An 18259-nucleotide genomic window follows, 5' to 3' on the forward strand; every position below is an offset into this window, starting at 1 on the left:
TCAAGGTATTGGTGGAAAAAAACCTATTGATATGATCACCCTAAACAACCAAAAATAAACCCGCTAGCTTGTCCTCGAATTACTAAACCCTTACAGCAATGACGCGTGGGGTATACTTGCCCGGGTGAGTCATTCGACGCCATGCAGGTACCGCAACTTTTATTTAAAAACACACCACAAATCTGTATTTTCGAAAAATCAGTTATCCCTAAAACAACCTCAATGACCAGAAAAGAACTAAGAGACACCTTTAAACAGGGACGTCGTAATTTTTTGAAAACCACAGCCGTTGGCAGTATGGCCGCGGTGGGTATCCCTCAAATTGTATCGGCAGCGCTGGCTACCGAAAAAAGCGCGCCTAAATTAAAATTCAATAACGGTGATGTGATCTTATTTCAGGGCGATTCCATTACCGACTGGGGCCGCGATCATAAAAAAACTGAACCCAATACCACCAGTTCCCTGGGCTCGGGTTATACCCTCATTACCGCTTCAAAACTATTGATTGATCATGCCGGCAAGGATCTGAAAATATACAACAAAGGCATCAGCGGCAATAAAGTTTATCAGCTGGCCGAACGCTGGACCAGCGATTGCCTTGACCTGAAACCCAATATTCTGAGTATCCACATCGGCGTAAATGATTTTTGGCACACACTCACCGGCGGTTATACCGGCACTATTGATACGTACATCACCGATTATAAAAAACTGCTTACCCTTACTAAACAAACCTTACCCGATGTTAAACTGGTGATCTGCGAACCATTTGCCACCAAGGGCGTACGCGCTGTTGATGATAAGTGGTATCCTACGTTTGATCTGTTCCGCAAGGCCGCACGCGATATCGCTACCGAGTTCGGGACTGTTTTTGTACCCTACCAGGCAGCGTTTGATAAAGCGTTGGAGATAGCCCCCGCACCTTATTGGAGCATGGACGGCGTACACCCCGCTGTACCCGGCGAAGCCCTGATGGCCCAAACATGGCTTAAAGCAGTAGGAGCCTGAGCGGTGAGTGATAGTTTAAGTTACCCCATAAAATATCAACCTGAATTCCAATAGGAGGCACCTACGGAGCCTATTAATTCACACTTTGGGACTATAAACACGTGGCCCCCTTGGGGCCGGCAAATGGTTTATCATATAATAGTATACCTCGCATGAGATTCGACCTCAGAGAGACCACCTGTTTATAGAAAAATTTGAGGAAATTCCCGACTCCAACGGAGTCTCCTAATCACAAACTTGCTTACCGAACTCTTTTCAGTACGCTTTCTATTTTGTGGGTTAATTTAAAATGGAGATGGATGAGCAATCATAAACTGACGTTAGGTAAACGTTGATAAGTGTATTAATTACTAATTTTGTCACAGATAAATACGTTAACCATGTCGATAACTACCGAAGACGAAAGAATTGGGATGCAGCAGGTAAGTGATGCTGTTGCCATTACGCTCAGAAAGATGCGTGACTTTGCCCAACCGGGCATTTCAACAAAAGAACTTGACGAGTACGGCGGCGAATTACTGGCACAGATGGGTGCGCGTTCCGCACCTTTTTTAACCTATAATTTCCCTGGTTATACCTGTATTAGCGTTAACGAAGAGGCAGCGCACGGCATACCTTCAGCCGATAAGATCCTGAAAGAAGGCGACCTGGTAAACATTGATGTATCGGCAGAGTTAAACGGCTATTGGGCCGATAATGGTGGCTCGTTTGTATTGGGCGAGGATATCCACGGCCATGGCAAACTGGTAGCAGCATCCAAAGAGATATTGAAAAAGGCTATCAGCAACATTAAAGGTGGTGTCCGGATATCGGAGATAGGCCGATTGATCGAGACGGAAGCTAAAAAAGCAGGCTACACGGTAATAAAAAACCTGACTGGGCATGGCGTAGGTAGGAGTTTGCACGAAGAACCCCATGAAATAGCCAACTACGCCGACAGATATAACGCGGTCCGTTTCAAAAAGAATTCGGTGGTAGCCATAGAGACATTCATTTCCACACGTTCAACCATTGCCGATACCCAAGCCGACGGTTGGACGCTAACCGGCAATAAAGGCGGCTTTGTGGCACAGCATGAACATACCATTATGGTAACCGGTGGCGAACCGGTAATATTTACCGCACAGAACGGCATTTGGGATTAGAGCAGAAGGCTCAAAGCGGAAAGCTTAAAGCCCTGCTTAGTTTTAATAAGCTTTATGCTTTTAGCCTTCGGCTTTAAGCTCTAATCACAAAGCTTAAAGCTTTGGTAATTAACAAGTAAGCTTTTGGCCTTAGGCTTTCAGCCTTAAGCTTAATTTCGTACCTTTGCGCGCAAATGATTGCTATAAATAACCTTACGTTTGAGATTGGTGCGCGGGCCCTTTACGATGAAGCCAACTGGCATATAAAACCCGGTGAAAAAATTGGTTTAATAGGTGCCAATGGAACGGGGAAAACTACCCTTTTAAAAATTATTGTAGGCGACTATAAACCTACATCGGGCACCATATCAATGGCTAAGGACCTTACCATGGGTTACCTTAACCAGGATTTGCTGTCATACTCATCCGATAAAACTATTGTGCATGTGGCTATGGAGGCTTTTGAGCGTCAGAACCAACTGCATGATGAGATCGAGAACCTGCTTAAAAAGCTGGAAACCGATTATACCGAAGATCTTTTACACAAGCTGAGCGACAAACAACATGAGTTTGAATTGCTTGATGGTTATAACATTGAATACAAAGCCCGCGAAATTTTAGCCGGTTTGGGTTTTAGCGACAGTGATTGCGCACGTAAGCTCAACACCTTTTCGGGTGGATGGCGGATGCGGGTAATGCTGGCCAAAATATTATTACAAGCTCCTGATATCCTGCTGCTGGATGAGCCTACCAACCACCTTGACTTACCATCTATCCAATGGCTGGAAGACTATCTGAAAGCATTTAACGGCGCTATCATCATCGTATCGCACGATAGATGGTTCCTGGATAAAGTGATCAACCGCACGGTGGAATCGCGCAAAGGAAAACTGACCGTTTATGCGGGCAACTATACCTTTTACCTGGAAGAGAAAGCCCTGCGCGAAGAAATTCAGCGCGGTGAGTTCAAAAACCAGCAATCAAAAATAAAACAGGAAGAGCGTTTGATCGAGCGTTTCCGGGCCAAGGCATCTAAAGCAAAAATGGCACAGTCGCGTATCAAAATGCTCGACAAGATGGAGCGTATCGATGATGTGGACGATGATAACCCGACAGTTAACTTCGCCTTCCGTTTCAGCAAGCAATCGGGCCGCCATGTTATAACTTTAGAGGATATCGTTAAAAAATACCCGGCTATTGATATTTTAAATGGTGGCGAAGCCGTAATTGAAAAAGGTGATAAAATTGCCCTGATCGGTGCCAACGGTAAAGGTAAATCGACATTGTTGCGGATCATCGCCTCGGCCGATAAAGATTTCCAGGGCAAGGTTACTACCGGGCATAATGTAACTACTACGTTCTTCGCCCAGCACCAGTTAGAGTCCCTGCACCTGGAAAACCAGATATTGCAGGAGCTGCAGGCTTTCGCGCCAAAACATACCGATACGGAGCTGCGTACCATACTGGGTTCGTTCCTGTTTACGGGTGATGACGTGTTCAAGAAGATCAAGGTACTATCGGGTGGTGAAAAATCGCGCGTGGCTTTGGCCAAGGCGCTTACTGCCGATGCCAACTTCCTGGTACTGGATGAGCCTACCAACCACCTGGACATGCAATCAGTAAACATCCTGATCCAGGCGCTGGAACAATATGAGGGTACGTTTATCGTGGTATCGCACGACAGGTATTTCCTGGATAACGTGGCCAACAAGATCTGGTTTATCGAAGATCAGAAGATCAAGATCTACCCGGGTACTTATGCCGAGTATGATGAATGGGCGGCTAAACGCAAGCTGGAACCAAAAACGGATATCCCTGCACCTCAGCCTAAAAAGGAAGAGAAGAAACCGGAGCCGACTAAACAGCCCCAAGGCGAAAACAAATTCCAACAGCTTAAAAAACTGAACCAGGACCTGGCCAAAATGGAAGAGCAGATCTCTGAACTGGAGAAAGTTGTAAAGCAACTGGAAGCCCAGCTTGCCGACGATAAAATTTATACCGACAGCAACAAGCTAAAAGATACCAACGCCAGCTACACCCAAAAACAGGCAGAACTCAAACAGGTTCAGCAAAAATGGGAAGACTTGGCCGAACAGATCATGGAGTTGGAGGCATAGAGCCCCCTAGCCCCATGAAGGGGGAACTTTTTGATTTGCACATTAACGAATAAATGGTGTCATGGTGAGTTCCGTCGAACCATGGTGTGCAGGCTCTGCGCGCGAGTCTTCGACAAGCTCAGACTGACAAGCCTTTCCTTTCTAAAGAGCTCCGAAGTTTAAAAACTTCGGAGCTCTTTTTTTACATCATTTCAAGCTCACCGCTACAACCCCTGCTTAAGCTTAATCACCAATAATTCGGCAGACACCTCCCCCGGCTTTAATGCCGACAGATCAATAATACAGTCGCTACCCACATTTTTGAATTTTAGCGCTTTGCTGCTTCCTAAAACAGTAGCCACTGTATTTGCGCCGGCATGAAAGGCACGCAGCTTAAATTGTGGTGTATAGGCAGGCAGTATGCAGTACAGGTCTTTATCTTTTTTGGTAAAAAAGGCCTCTACATAGGCAGTATCTCTTTGGGGTTTTACCAGTTGGGCAATACTAAAGCCGGCCATGTAGTTTTTGCCGCTTTTTTCACGCTTGATACCCGTGCTCCACTGGTAGGGTTGTTTATAGGCCTTTGTTTCATAAATGGCCTCGCCGTTTATTTTTAGCCAGTTACCTATTTCGGTAAGGCGCTGCTGCATAATTACGGGGATGCGCCCATCAGCCGTGGGACCAATATCCAGTAGTAAATTACCACCACGCGATACAATATCGGCCAGCATTAAAATAAGATCGTGCCCGCTTTTATAATCGCCCAGTTGCTCGTTGCGGTTATAGCCGTAGGAATGCCCTATCCCCTGGTTCTCCTCCCAGATCACATTGGCATCTTTTCCTGCTCCATACTCCGATGTGGTGTAGGTGGCGCCTGTATTTTTTTCGCGGGTATTACTTCCCCAGCGGTCGTCCACCACCACTTCTTTGGCCACCGGCGAGTCGTTAAACAACCAGGCTAACAACTGCGGGCTATGCCATTCCGAATCGGTCAGGTCCCATTCACCATCCGAAAAAATAATGGAAGGTTTATATTTCGTTACCAGGTCTTTAAACTGCGGGAACATGTGCTCCGTAACAAACCGTTTTTTATCTTTTAGCCATAGCGGATTGTACCATTCATATAGTGAATAATAATAACCCATTTTCAATCCCTCCTGTCTCACGGCATTCGTCAGGTCGCCCAGCAGATCGCGTTTGGGTGTGCCGGTTACCGCGTTCCAGGGATGGCCCCAGTCGCGGTCGGCTTCGGGACTGTTCCATAAACAATAGCCCTCATGATGTTTGGAAGTAAGCACAACATAACGCGCGCCCGAGTTTTTAAATACCTGCGCCCATTGCTGCGGATCAAACATTTCAGCTTTAAACATAGGTTCAAACTGCGGATACAAAAAATTGGAGCCATAGTTTTTGTTATGGAAAGCGGTAAACTCATTAGGCGTTTTGGGCTCAATGCGGTTCCAATACCATTCGGCATAGCTCATGCCGCTGTTTTCAATTACCGGCGCGTAAGCCGGTACGGAATATACCCCCCAATGAATAAATATGCCAAACTTATCTTGGTGAAACCACTCGGGCATTTTTCTCGTGTTTAAGGAGGCCCAATTGGCCTCATACCGTTGGGCCGAAGCCATACCGAAGCTCAAAACCGCAAGCAACAGCATCCATGTTTTTTTCATTTGGTTGATTTTTGATTTGGTTTAACTAATGTAATCCATAATAATAAATTTTAGTCATGCCGAACTTGTTTCGGCACCCCACGTGCTAAGTATAACCGCTTGTCCTGTGGGATCCTGAAACAAGTTCAGGATGACAACCTCTGTTAAAAGCCTTCCGAAGTTTTAAAAACTTCGGAAGGCTCATCTTACAATTCCCCCAATCACTAATTCACTAACTCAATAATTCACTAATTAATTAGTATCCCTTCGTTGGTACCAGGTTGGGGTTATTCCGCAGTTCGCGGCTTGGTATCGGGAATAACAACTCTCTTTCGGTTAAAACCGGACCGTATGAAAACTTATGCCCTACATAATTATCAAAACCTTTGGTATCCACATTAAATGCTTTGCGAAGGCGTGCCATATCAAACCAGGTAATGTTTTCAAAACATAGCTCGTACCAGCGTTCGCGCCAAATGGCTTCGCGGAACTGCTCTTTTGATAAGCCGCTCAGGTTGGGTAATGTAGCTCTCGTTCTTACCTGGTTAACCGCATCGTAGGCTTTGGCAGTCGGCCCGCCAACCTCGTTGGAGGCTTCAGCATAAATCAGCAACACATCGGCATAACGGATAAGCGACCAGTTCAAATCGCTATTGGCGGTTGTTGTTTGTGCCACCACGTCAAATATCTTATAAAGAAAATATCCGCCCAGGTCAACCACCTTAGTTCTATCGTCCTGGTTGGTGAATTTGGTAAAGAAAAACTGACCTTCTTTCGCCCTTAAATCAGCTGGATCGTAGGATTGTACAAAGGCACCGGTAGCATAAATCCCCCCGGTTTCGCTGGAGTAGGCCGAGATGTTTTTATTATAAGGGATGATCAACTCCTGCCAGTTGCCGGGGATGATCTGTGTTTTATACTGGATCATAAAAATATTCTCATCCACATTTTTCTTCGCCGGGTTATGCAAATCACCATAAGTGGTAAACAATTTAAATTGTTTGGAATCCAGCACCTCTTCGGCTTTTTTGGATGCCAGGTCATAATACTCCGCGCCTTTTTGCAGGGGGAAACCAGCCATAGTCAGGTATACTTTGGCCAGTAACGATTTTACTGCGCCCAAAGTTACCTTGCCGCTGGCATCAGTCCATGGTAAGCCGGATGCTTCAGCAGTTTTCAGATCGTCAACGATCACTTTATAAACATCTTCTGCGGATGCCTGTTTGGGGCGTAATTGCGGCGATTGCAGATCAACAGGCTCGGTGATCAGCGGGATATTACCAAACAGCTGTACCAGCGTAAAATAATACCAGGCCCGCAAAAAACGTGCTTCGCCCAACAGCCTTTTCGACTCTGCAGCGTCCATCGCTATCCCCGGAATTTTGGCTATGGATAAGTTAGCATTACCTATCCCCTTATAATAGTTTTGCCAGTAACTCAGGCCATAGGCGTTATCGGCGGTATTGCGCAGGTCTTTTACAAAGTAGCTGTCCACAGCCTGTCCCAAATCGGTAGCAGCCTGTCCTGTGGCAAACTCTGTCATTGTCCAGGCACCGCCGCCAAAACCGCTGCTCATCGGGTCGCGCAAGCTGGCATATATAGCATTTACCGAACTGCGGGCATGCTCGGGCTTAGTAAAATAATTGTCGATGGTAAAATTACTCCTGTCGGTTTCATTTAAAAATTTCTTACAACCGGTGGCTCCCAACGTAGCGACTGCTAATGCCAGTAAGCCGTATTTTCTTATGATAGTTTTCATGTTTTTTCTCTTAAATATTTGCGATAAATTATAATCCGATGTTCAACCCAACCAGGAATACCCTTGGCTTTGGATAATCATACAGGGTTAAGCCCTGGTCAAAAGGCGCGCTGGAATTGGAAACTTCCGGATCGTAGCCTTTATACTTGGTGGCCACAAAGAAATTCTGCACCGAACCATATATCCTTAAGCGGCTCAGTTTTAATTTCGAAATAGTTTTTGACGGAAAAGTATAAGCCAGCAGCAAATTGCGCCCGCGGATAAACGAGCCGTTGGTTACTTTATGACTATCATTATTGGTGGTGTAATACGCATTGATAGGACGGATCTGCGCTATAGGCGTATTCTGATTAGTCTCTGTCCAGGCGTTCAGCACCGTTTTATAACTGTTGGCGATACCCTGCCTGTCTTCGGCCGAGTGGATACTCCTGTCGAGCACATCATTACCATAGGTATATTGCAGATCGACAGTGAGCGACCAGGCCTTATACTGGAAGGTATTGAGGAAAGTACCAAAACCATCAGGTATACCTTTGCCGATGATGGTACGGTCCAGGTCGTTTATCGTGCCGTCGTTATTCAGGTCTTTATACTTGATATCGCCGGGCAACATACCGTATTTTTTGGCTTCAGCGGCTTCGGCAGTTCCCCAGGTTCCTAAACTAACCCGGCCAAAGAACGAACCCACAGGTTGGCCAACCCTGATGATACCATTGCCCGATAATATATCGGCATTGCCATTGGCCAGGGCCAGCACTTTGTTTTTATTAACCGAGATATTGAAGGTGGTGCTCCAGGTAAAATCCCCGGTTTTGATATTGGTAGAGTTTAGGGTAAATTCGATACCCTTGTTTTCCATACTGCCCACGTTGGAGTAAACACTACCGTAACCGCTGGAAAATGGCAGCGGGGCATCCAGCAACATACCATCTACCTTGCGGCGATACAGATCAAGTTCCAGGTTCAACCTGTTGTTGAACAGGCCCAGCTCCATCCCAAAATCAAGCTGTTTGGTTTTTTCCCATTGCAGCGTTGAGTTGGCTACCCGGTTGGTGCCTACGCCAATATTGCGTTCGCCATTAAAAATAACGTTATAGTTACCCAGGCCCGCCAAAGCCCGGTATGCCGGAATTTCGGAGTTACCGGTAGCGCCGTAACTGGCCCGCAGTTTCAAATTAGAAATAGCCGGGATATTCTTCATAAAGTCCTCCTCCATTACCCGCCAGGCCAGAGCCGCCGAAGGAAAGAAAGCGAACTGGTTATCGGCCCCAAATTTGGAGGAGCCATCGTAACGGCCAGTAAAGGTGACTAAATATTTATCGCGAAAACTATAATTGATACGCCCAAAATACGAGTTTAGCCCATACGCCTGCGCGTTGGAATAAGGCGCCTGCGGACTTGATCCCGCGCCCAGGTTATTGAATTGGAAATAAGGATCGGTAAAACCCTGTGTGGTTGCCTGGTCTTCAAACCTGTCCACATGCTGCCAGGATACACCACCCATAGCAGTTACCGCGTGTATTTTGGCAAACTTTTTATTATAAGTGAGGTAGTTTTCAAACTGCCATGAATTGTAGCGGTTATTGTTTACAGAAGCATCGCCATTATCCGAAATATATTGCATCCCTTTTACAGCAGAATAATCCTCCCGCTGGTTAATAATATTTACACCAACGGTAGATTTAAAATCCAATCCCGGGGCAAGGTGAATATTGGCCGACATGTCGCCAAGCAAGGTTTGGGTATGTAAAAGAGAGATCCTGTCGGCAGCTATCCTTAAAGGATTATCACCACCCTCCATTCCCGGGTAATCGCGGTTGCTGGCCCAGCTTCCATCGGCATATCTTACCGGGATAATAGGCAACTCTTCGATCACCTGGCGCATCATGGTAATACCGCCGCCATCCAACTGATCAACTTGTTTATCGTCCTGGTTGGTATAGCTCAAGGTACCGCCAATTTTTATCCAGCTTTTTACCTGACTGTCAAACACAAAACGGCCGGCAAATCTTTTTTGCCATGAACCCCGTGCCAAACCCGCCTGGTTACGATAGTTTAAAAAAGCGCCGAGGTTTCTTTTTTCGTCGCCATCGGTAATACCCAGCTGATGGTTTTGGGTAAAGGCTTTTTGAAATGCTTCTTCCTGCCAGTCGGTATCATAAAGCGGGTTGCCGTTGGCATCAAATAGTTTAGGATTGGTACGTTTGGTTTTGGGATTGGTATATTTTGTACCGGTGGCCCATCCAACGGGATCATATTTTTGAGCGTTAGCGTAAGCCAGGTCCTCAACAGCCAAAAATTCTTTGGAGTTGAGTACCGCCAGTTTTTTAGGCAGCACACCGATGCTGAAATCAGGATCATAAGTAATTTTACCACCGCCCGAAGTCCCGCGTTTGGTGGTTACCAGGATAACACCATTGGCGCCGCGCGCGCCGTAAATAGCGGTAGACGAAGCATCTTTTAATACTTCGATAGAGGCGATATCATTGGGGTTAAGGTAATCTATCGGCGTACTTCCGTTACGCAGATCAACCGGGTTCAGGATCACCCCGTCTATTACATATAATGGGTTATTGGAAACGCTCAATGAACTGGAGCCACGGATGCGGATATTAGACCGGGCACCGGGCCGGCCAGAATTGGATGACACATTAACACCGGATACACGGCCAGACAGGCCCTGGTTTAAAGATGATACCGGGCGCTCCTGTAGTGTTTCGGCTTTTACCGTGCCCACAGAGCCCGTTAAGTCCGATTTTTTAACAGAGCCGTAGCCGATCACCACAACCTCATCTAATTTTTTTGATTGCGGTACCAGTTTGATCAGCATATTGCCGGAAGCGCTGTTTACTTCCTGCGTAATATAGCCCACGTAGGAAACCACCAGGACGGCATCATCGGGAAGCCCTTTCAGGCTGAAGTTGCCTTCCGTATCGGTTATCGCGGCTTTGTCAACATTTTTTACTTTAATAGTAGCTCCGGGTACACCAAGGCCATTCTCATCCACAACTTTGCCCTTTACATCAATGGGCAGAATGGATGAGTAATGCAGGATTCGTAAGCTTTTAGCGTTTAGCGGTGTGGTGATGGCCATCAATACAGCCAATACAACATACATGATCTTGAGGCCCAGAGCCGGACCTCTGGAAGACAGGGGAAAAATTAATTTCATAGCAGGAAATTTTTGGTTTACAGGTTAATGAACAGGAGCAGCCGACATGCAGACAGAACCACTCACAAGGCGTTTAAATTGGAGGTATGCGGGCCATCAGCGTTTAGCCATATGCCCATAAATGTAGCCAGCGTACACCATCGGCAATTTTTTTGGGCAAAGCGCGGCCATTACAAGGCAGGGGTAAAACTTGTTTCATAGCAGGAAATTTAATTAGCTACAGATTAACCGGATTGAATGATCAATGGACAGTCGTAACTGCCCGTTCACTGTAAAAAATAAGTGCGATTAAATTTTCAGACTCAGGCTGGTTAGCGTCATCAATACAGGCTCTTCAATAGGACTAATTTTTTTTGGCAAAGCATGGCCACGAGGGGAGAATTTGTAAATTTTTTTCATTGCAGGAAAATTTAGTTGGTTACAGGTTAATTGGTTTAAGCAGTCAATGTGTATAGATATTGCCACTTATTTTTTAATGTTATAAAACTATAATACAGATCACGGCTATTAGTAACCGAAATGAGCAATCTATTATGTTATCTTAACATGCAAATAATCAATGAGATAAATATACAATTAAATGTATTTTATACAGTTATTACCCCCTTGCGGTAAAGGTGAACGGAATATTACATATGTCATTGCTGTAAGGATACGAAGTAATCCCGTAGCGTACGTATACTTGAAACGAGATTGCCACACTGCACTCGCAATAACATGCGGGGGAATCTTTATTCCAAAAGTCCTTGCTCCTTATTCCAAAAAATCGTATATTTATTAATAACAGCCCGGCTGCCTTTTAAACAGGTAACCGGGCTGTTGTGTTAAGAGCAAAAAAAGGCCCAAAATCAACCATTTTACATATAGTTATTTGAAAATCAATTATTTAATACTTTTTAAAATTTAAAAAGCACGCTAAAACCACCCTGAAATTTGTTAAAAAGTGTTAAAATCGATGTTTTCGAATCCTTTTTGAAAGATTTTCCGCTGTTTTTGAGCAGAAAAGTGTTAAAATTCAAGGTTTAAAAAGGTTTCCCGAAAGGATAATTTTTTAAATGGGTAGTAACCCGTTATTTCTGTTCGGGAATTTCTTAAATTTCGCCACGCCAATCCTGCCGAGGGCTGAACAACAAATAAATTGATATAAAATGAGAAAACATTACTACCTACTGGTTCTCTTATTCACTACCCTCCGGGGATTTGCGCAATCGCCCTATGATAATAATGTTTATGACCCGGCTATCAAAAGCGTGGAGTTTTACAACACGCAAAAACAGGGCTCGTTCCCGGTAATCACCTTAGGATCAACAGAAAAAGTAACGCTGGCCTTTGATGATCTGCGTGGCGGCAGTCGTAATTACTATTATACTATTGAACATTGCGACACCCGCTGGAACTCGTCAAATCTATCCACCGCCGAGTACCTGCAAAGCTTTACTGACGATCGTTTGTATACCTATACCTATTCAACTGGTACTATTCAAAAATATACACACTACGAGCTCAAGCTGCCCAATAACAATATAGCGCCCAAACTGTCAGGCAATTACATACTGAAAGTTTATGAGGATGGCGACCAGTCAAAAATGGTGCTTACCCGCCGTTTATATGTGGTCAACAAAAAGATATCCATAGCGGCCACTATCGGTACTTCGCCCGATGTACAAACCCGTAAAACTAACCAAAAAGTAAACTTTACGGTTGACTATGCCGGCTTGCCTATACAAAACCCTTCATTCGAGATCCGTGCTTTACTGATGCAGAACGCGCGTACCCAAACCGGCATTTTAAACACGCAGCCCACTTATGTGCGCGGTACACAACTGGTTTATAACGATGTATCGATCAATGATTTCCCAGGCCGCAATGAGTTCAGGCTGTTTGATACCCGCACGCTGAAGCTTAACTCCCAGCGTATTGCCCGTATCATAAAAGACACAGCCAACAACGTGGTACTATTAACTGACCCGATTCGCGATAGTCCTGATTACCTGCTGCTCTATGATAATGACGGCAAGTTCTTTGTATTGAACCAGGATGGTACCGACCCGCGTACTGATGCCGATTACGCGCACATCTATTTTGGTTTGGCCCCTTATAAATCCGCCGCAGAGGGTAGCCCCTATATTGTTGGCGCATTTAATGATTATAAACTGGATGAGCGCAGCAAGCTAACTATGGGCGAGGATGGTAAATACCATATCAACCTGCTACTTAAACAGGGGGTTTATGATTATGAATATGTATGGTATGATAATGCCACCAAAAAAGCCAATGATATAGTACTGGAAGGCAGCCACTTTGAAACCGAAAATGATTACCAGTTGCTCATCTACTACCGTGCTCCTACCGCCCGCTGGGACGAGCTGGTTGGCTTTGGGGAATTGAACAGCGTGAAGAAATAATTTACAACCTATTCATTAAAATAATAATATTTCATAAATTGTGCTTATGAACAAACCTAAAAATATCACCCGTACCCTTATTATCGCTTTCGCTGTGTTAGCTTATCATGTAGGTCGAGATATTGTAAAAATCGGCATCAAAGATGGTAAGGCTACTCATGAGCTGATGGCAAAAAAATAAACAAGCATTAATTGATTCCTGAGGATTTAGCCTAACCGGACTTATTACTTATCTTTGCACAAAATTCAGCACATGACCGGAAAAGCCCCTAAAGAATCATATACCATCATGAACGAACTGGTATTACCCAATGATACCAATACTTTAAACAACCTGATGGGTGGGCGCCTGCTGCACTGGATGGATATTGCAGCGGCCATATCCGCGCAAAAACACTGCAATCGTATTGTAGTAACCGCTTCGGTTGATAATGTATCGTTCCAGTCGCCAATTAAGTTGGGGGATGTGATCAGCATTGAAGCTAAGGTAACCCGTGCGTTCACTACCTCGGTTGAAGTAAGGATGGATGTATGGGCGCAAAATATACCCTCGGGTACCCGGGTAAAAAGTAACGAAGCTTACTACACCTTTGTGGCCCTGGATAGCGAAGGGCAAAAAACAACCGTACCTGCCCTGATACCGGAAACGGAAGAGGATATTAAGCTTTACGAAGGTGCTTTGCGCCGTCGCCAACTGCGGTTAATACTAGGTGGTAAAATGCAGCCGAATGACGCTACGGAGCTAAAAGCCCTGTTTTTTGGCGAACAACTGCCACTCAATCTGCGCGACTAACAGCAGCCGTAACAAAAAAATAGTTTCGCGGTCTAAATGGTATGATACGGTGTACCAGTCCATTTAAATTTTAGTGCCATGAGATATTTTTTATGTTTTTTACTGCCTCCGCTGGCCATCCTGACCACCGGCCGTATCGGAGCATTTATACTGAATATATTTTTAACCCTGTTCTTCTTGGTACCGGGTATAATACATGCCATACTGGTAACCAATGACTATTATGAGGCCAAGAGGCACCGCCAGCTGATGCGCGCCACCCGCCGGGCAAGGGCCTGGTAAACCGCTGATAAATATGATTACACTGATTTCGTCGATTAAATCGTAGTTCAATATAAAGGCCATCAACGAAATCAGCATTATCATTAAAATCAACGGTCAAAATTTACCATATTTGCCATCATGCAAAAAGGTAAGCTCTTAATTATTGATGACGAGGAACGGCTACGCAACCTGCTTGCCCGGATCCTGCAACTGGAAGGGCACGAAGTTTTCACTGCCGCCAACGGTAAAGAAGGCCTGCGTAAACTACAGCAGGAATATATACATGTAGTACTCAGCGACGTAAAGTTACCTGATACTGACGGCATTACCCTATCAGAAACCATTAAGAAGAATTATCCTTCAACAGAAATTATTGTACTAACAGCCTACGGCACTATTAACGATGGTGTAAAAGCTATTAAGGCCGGGGCGTTTGACTATATCACCAAAGGTGACGATAACGAAAAGATCATCCCTCTGGTAAGTAAGGCTATGGATAAGGCCCTGTTGCAGCAAACCGTTATGGAGCTGCAAAGCAAGCTGAATGATAAATTTGGGTTCGACAGGCTCATCGGTAAATCAACCGCCATTAGCGATGTGATCAAACTGGCGCAAAAGGTAGCGTTAACGGATACTACAGTTTTGCTATTGGGAGAGACCGGTACCGGCAAAGAAATTTTTGCCGAAGCTATTCACCAGGCCAGTAACCGCAATACCAAATCGTTCGTGGCAGTAAACTGCAGCGCTTTTACTAAAGAGCTGTTGGAAAGTGAGCTGTTTGGCCATAAAGCAGGCTCATTTACCGGGGCGCTGAAAGACAAAAAAGGACTGTTTGAGGAGGCCAACGGAGGTACCATTTTTTTAGATGAGATAGGCGAGTTGGATCACGATCTGCAAGCCAAATTACTCCGCGTGCTGGAATCGCAACAGTTTTTAAAAATTGGTGATATTAAGCCTACCCAGGTAAATGTGCGTATCCTTGCCGCTACCAACCGCAATCTGCAAAACGAAATCACGGATGGCCATTTCCGGTCAGACTTGTTTTACCGGCTTTCGGTTTTCCAGATCACCCTGCCCGCCCTGCGCGAGCGTAAAAAGGATATTAAGCTGCTGGCCGAATTTTTCATGCAGCACTTTGCCCTGAAGGTTAAAAAGCAAATCAATGAACTCAGCGATGAGTTTGTTCATAAACTTGAAGATTACCCATGGCCCGGCAACATCCGCGAACTCAAAAATGTTATTGAACGCGCGGTAATCCTGGCTGATACTCAGATTTTAGATGAAAGCCTGTTACCTTACGAAATTCAGCAGCAACAGGTAAAAACAGGTATACCGATATCGGCGTTTGATCTGTCATCGGTAGAGAAGCTGCACATTCAACGGGTGCTGAACCATACCCATGGCAACCGCTCTGAAGCCGCCCATCTTTTAAATATCGGGGTAGCTACCCTTTACCGGAAACTGAAGGAGTACGGACTGGAATAGGATCAGCCAATCTTGCCTAAACAGTTTTGAAAAAGTTTTTCGAATAGCATTATATGCTCCTTATTTTACCAACGTTCTTACATATTAATACTTGTTTTTTACAGGGCGGCGGGCACTTAAATCCAGAATTTTGGCATCAGCAACAAACATGATGATGAACAACCCAATCTCAAACCCGGCAAAAACAGCTCTCATCGTTGGCGCCAATGGCGTTATCGGCACTAATCTTATTAACCATCTTTTATCGCTTGGCGACTGGAATATTATTGGTCTGTCCCGGCGTGGGGGCACTTCTTCAGCAAACGTTAAATACATTTCGGTAAACCTTCTTGATAAAGGAGATACGGCCAAACAATTAAATTCCCTATCTGCAGTTACCCACATATTTTATGCAGCCTACCAGGACAAACCTACCTGGGCCGAACTGGTTGAGCCCAATTTAGCTATGCTGGTTAACGTAGTTAACGTTATTGAACCCATTGCTTTAAACCTGCAGCATATTAGCCTGATGCAGGGATATAAGGTTTATGGAGCTCACCTGGGGCCATTTAAAACACCGGCCAAAGAGAGTGACGCCGGTCACATGCCGCCCGAGTTTAATGTTGATCAGCAAAATTTCCTGGAGCAACGGCAACAAGGCAAAAGCTGGACATGGTCGGCCATACGGCCTTCGGTAGTGGGAGGCACGGCTTTAGGCAACCCTATGAACCTGGCATTGCTTATCGCTGTTTATGCTACCATCTCCAAAGAATTAGGCATCCCGTTACGCTTTCCGGGTAAACCAGGTGCTTATGACAAACTCATGGAAATGACCGATGCCGGACTCTTGGCAAAAGCAACTGTATGGGCGGCAACAAACCCAAATTGTGCCAACCAGGCTTTTAATATCAACAATGGCGACTTATTCCGCTGGAACGAAATGTGGCCTAAAATTGCCCGCTATTTTGATATGGAAACCGCGCCACCACTGCAAATGCCCCTGCAAACAGTGATGGCTGATAAAGCCCCGGTATGGGAAAAGATACAGGACAAATATGAACTCGAAAAACACCGTTATGAAGGTGTTTCTTATTGGGGTTTCGGTGATTTTGTTTTCTCCTGGGATTATGATTTTTTTGCCGATGGTTCAAAAGCACGTCGTTTTGGCTTTCACGAATATGTAGATACCGAACAAATGTTTGCTAATTTGTTTGATGAATTCCGCCGTAAAAAAGTGATTCCATAAGTTTACACAGAACAGCAGCAGGCATACTTTATTTGTATACCTGCTGCTGTTCTGATCAATTGTTCACTGGCTGATAGATCTCCCGCTCCATAATAATATTCAGGCGGGTAAGCAATTCTGTTGGGTTAAAACCAATGCGTTGATATTCTGCTTGCACTGCAGCCTTTGCCAGATTCAAAGCATCTTCGCTTTCCCAATTGGCAACAGTGATGCAAATAATGTTCCCGTTGTCGTCCTGTCGTTCATAAGCAGCATCCCCTAAAAAGCCCGGTAGATTTTTGATAAAGTTCCTGTTGAAATTCATCCGTTCGGTAAATTCCTGTTTACCGTTTTGGGGGATTATAAATTTGTCGATGAATATTTGTTTCATGATGTTTTTGCTGGATTATTGTTGATTCAAAATTCAGCAATCCAATTACCTAATAATTGTAAAAAATCATTAATTTACCAGTAAATGGTCGATCTGAAAAACTCATACGGGGTTTGCCCGGTGAATGTTCTGAAGTCTTTTATAAAATGGGCCTGATCAAAATAACCGGCAGATAAAGCGGCCTCGGTAAGATCGACCGTCGGATTATAGTTCTCGATCAGATTTCGTAAACGAACTATAGAAGAAAATTGCTTGGGAGAAGTACCTGTTATTTTCCGGAACCTTTTTTCGAATGGATCATGGCTAATGGGTAATGTACTTACCAGGTCTTTTATCCGCACCATTCCTTTACCCATACGAATCTGCCGGATAGTTTGCTGTATAAGCGAATCGGCTTTGGCATGATATAATCTCGAAAGTAAAAATCGTTCCACAATAGCAATGCGTTGAAAGCTATCATTTACTTCGTTCAATTGCTCTTCTATTTCGGCCACTTTCTGCCTCCCGATCAGGTCATCCAACGCTAAGCTTACACCAAATATTTCATGCAGCGGTTCTTTAAAGAACGGGGCTGCTCCTCCCGGCTTAAAAATAACGAGCAGTGTTGCGGCCTGCGCTAAATAATTAATCAAACGAACCGATTTTCGCAGTCCCGTAATGACCGTGCCAGGCAAATTATTTTTTATTCCGGCAACTTCATCACTTATGGTGCCTCTATACCTAAAACTCATAACCACGGAGGTATCCGGTAATACACGGTTTTCCATCCCCTGCTCACTTTCAATAAAAAGATAGTGTTCAACAAAGGGTTTTAAAATATCAGCAGGAAGGTGCCGCTCCATTTTCATGATCACTAATTTAAATTTAAACCTTACACTTTAGTTTATAGTATTGTCATCT

General features: G+C 44.7%; 14 protein-coding genes. 9 read left to right on the top strand and 5 right to left on the bottom strand.

Annotation, left to right across the window (positions count from 1 at the left end; genetic code table 11):
- The first annotated feature begins 222 nt into the window (after positions 1–222).
- The 3 genes from FHW89_RS21610 to FHW89_RS21620 all read left to right on the top strand — a co-directional run bounded on the left by FHW89_RS21610 (position 223) and on the right by FHW89_RS21620 (position 4249).
- Positions 223–1008: an SGNH/GDSL hydrolase family protein gene (locus FHW89_RS21610; protein WP_172337138.1), complete on the top strand. Its 786-nt coding sequence runs from the start codon at positions 223–225 to the stop codon at positions 1006–1008.
- A 380-nt stretch (positions 1009–1388) separates the two neighbouring features.
- Complete coding sequence (gene map / locus FHW89_RS21615) at positions 1389–2153, top strand: type I methionyl aminopeptidase (protein ID WP_172337139.1); 765 nt, start codon at positions 1389–1391, stop codon at positions 2151–2153.
- A gap of 173 nt (positions 2154–2326) precedes the next feature.
- Complete coding sequence (locus tag FHW89_RS21620) at positions 2327–4249, top strand: ABC-F family ATP-binding cassette domain-containing protein (RefSeq protein WP_172337140.1); 1923 nt, start codon at positions 2327–2329, stop codon at positions 4247–4249.
- Positions 4250–4452: 203 nt separating this feature from the next.
- Here the strand turns inward: FHW89_RS21620 and FHW89_RS21625 are convergent, their stop codons facing one another.
- The 3 genes from FHW89_RS21625 to FHW89_RS21635 form a co-directional block, all read right to left on the bottom strand.
- On the bottom strand, positions 4453–5907 hold the full coding sequence (locus FHW89_RS21625; RefSeq protein ID WP_172337141.1) for an alpha-L-fucosidase: 1455 nt from the start codon (positions 5905–5907) through the stop codon (positions 4453–4455).
- 235 nt (positions 5908–6142) lie between these two features.
- On the bottom strand, positions 6143–7645 hold the full coding sequence (locus FHW89_RS21630) for a RagB/SusD family nutrient uptake outer membrane protein (protein ID WP_172337142.1): 1503 nt from the start codon (positions 7643–7645) through the stop codon (positions 6143–6145).
- 28 nt (positions 7646–7673) lie between these two features.
- Positions 7674–10817 carry a TonB-dependent receptor gene (locus FHW89_RS21635; RefSeq protein ID WP_172337143.1) on the bottom strand — a complete coding sequence of 1048 codons (3144 nt, stop codon included), beginning with the start codon at positions 10815–10817 and terminating at the stop codon, positions 7674–7676.
- Between the two features lie 1148 nt (positions 10818–11965).
- On the opposite strand from FHW89_RS21635, the gene FHW89_RS21640 reads away from it, so the two are divergent.
- From FHW89_RS21640 to FHW89_RS21660, 6 genes are all read left to right on the top strand, one after another.
- Positions 11966–13222, top strand: a complete 1257-nt coding sequence (locus tag FHW89_RS21640) for a DUF5103 domain-containing protein (protein WP_172337144.1) — start codon at positions 11966–11968, stop codon at positions 13220–13222.
- A 46-nt stretch (positions 13223–13268) separates the two neighbouring features.
- Positions 13269–13403: a hypothetical protein gene (locus tag FHW89_RS29015; RefSeq protein WP_256367811.1), complete on the top strand. Its 135-nt coding sequence runs from the start codon at positions 13269–13271 to the stop codon at positions 13401–13403.
- 72 nt (positions 13404–13475) lie between these two features.
- Positions 13476–14015: an acyl-CoA thioesterase gene (locus FHW89_RS21645; RefSeq protein WP_172337145.1), complete on the top strand. Its 540-nt coding sequence runs from the start codon at positions 13476–13478 to the stop codon at positions 14013–14015.
- A 78-nt stretch (positions 14016–14093) separates the two neighbouring features.
- Positions 14094–14297, top strand: coding sequence for a YqaE/Pmp3 family membrane protein (locus FHW89_RS21650; protein ID WP_172337146.1), 204 nt, complete (start codon positions 14094–14096; stop codon positions 14295–14297).
- A gap of 120 nt (positions 14298–14417) precedes the next feature.
- Positions 14418–15764 carry a sigma-54 dependent transcriptional regulator gene (locus FHW89_RS21655; RefSeq protein ID WP_172337147.1) on the top strand — a complete coding sequence of 449 codons (1347 nt, stop codon included), beginning with the start codon at positions 14418–14420 and terminating at the stop codon, positions 15762–15764.
- Positions 15765–15894: 130 nt separating this feature from the next.
- The gene (locus FHW89_RS21660; RefSeq protein ID WP_253952286.1) at positions 15895–16989 is read left to right on the top strand and encodes an SDR family oxidoreductase; all 1095 of its coding nucleotides are present in this window, start codon (positions 15895–15897) and stop codon (positions 16987–16989) included.
- A 55-nt stretch (positions 16990–17044) separates the two neighbouring features.
- On the opposite strand, the gene FHW89_RS21665 is transcribed toward FHW89_RS21660, so the two are convergent.
- Together FHW89_RS21665 and FHW89_RS21670 are read right to left on the bottom strand one after the other, a co-directional pair.
- Positions 17045–17359 (bottom strand): hypothetical protein, encoded by a 315-nt coding sequence (locus FHW89_RS21665; RefSeq protein WP_172337148.1) that lies wholly within the window; start codon positions 17357–17359, stop codon positions 17045–17047.
- Between the two features lie 74 nt (positions 17360–17433).
- Positions 17434–18207 carry a helix-turn-helix domain-containing protein gene (locus FHW89_RS21670; protein WP_172337149.1) on the bottom strand — a complete coding sequence of 258 codons (774 nt, stop codon included), beginning with the start codon at positions 18205–18207 and terminating at the stop codon, positions 17434–17436.
- Positions 18208–18259 lie beyond the last annotated feature (52 nt).

It is taken from the genome of Mucilaginibacter sp. SG564 (assembly GCF_013149275.1).
GTDB lineage: Bacteria > Bacteroidota > Bacteroidia > Sphingobacteriales > Sphingobacteriaceae > Mucilaginibacter.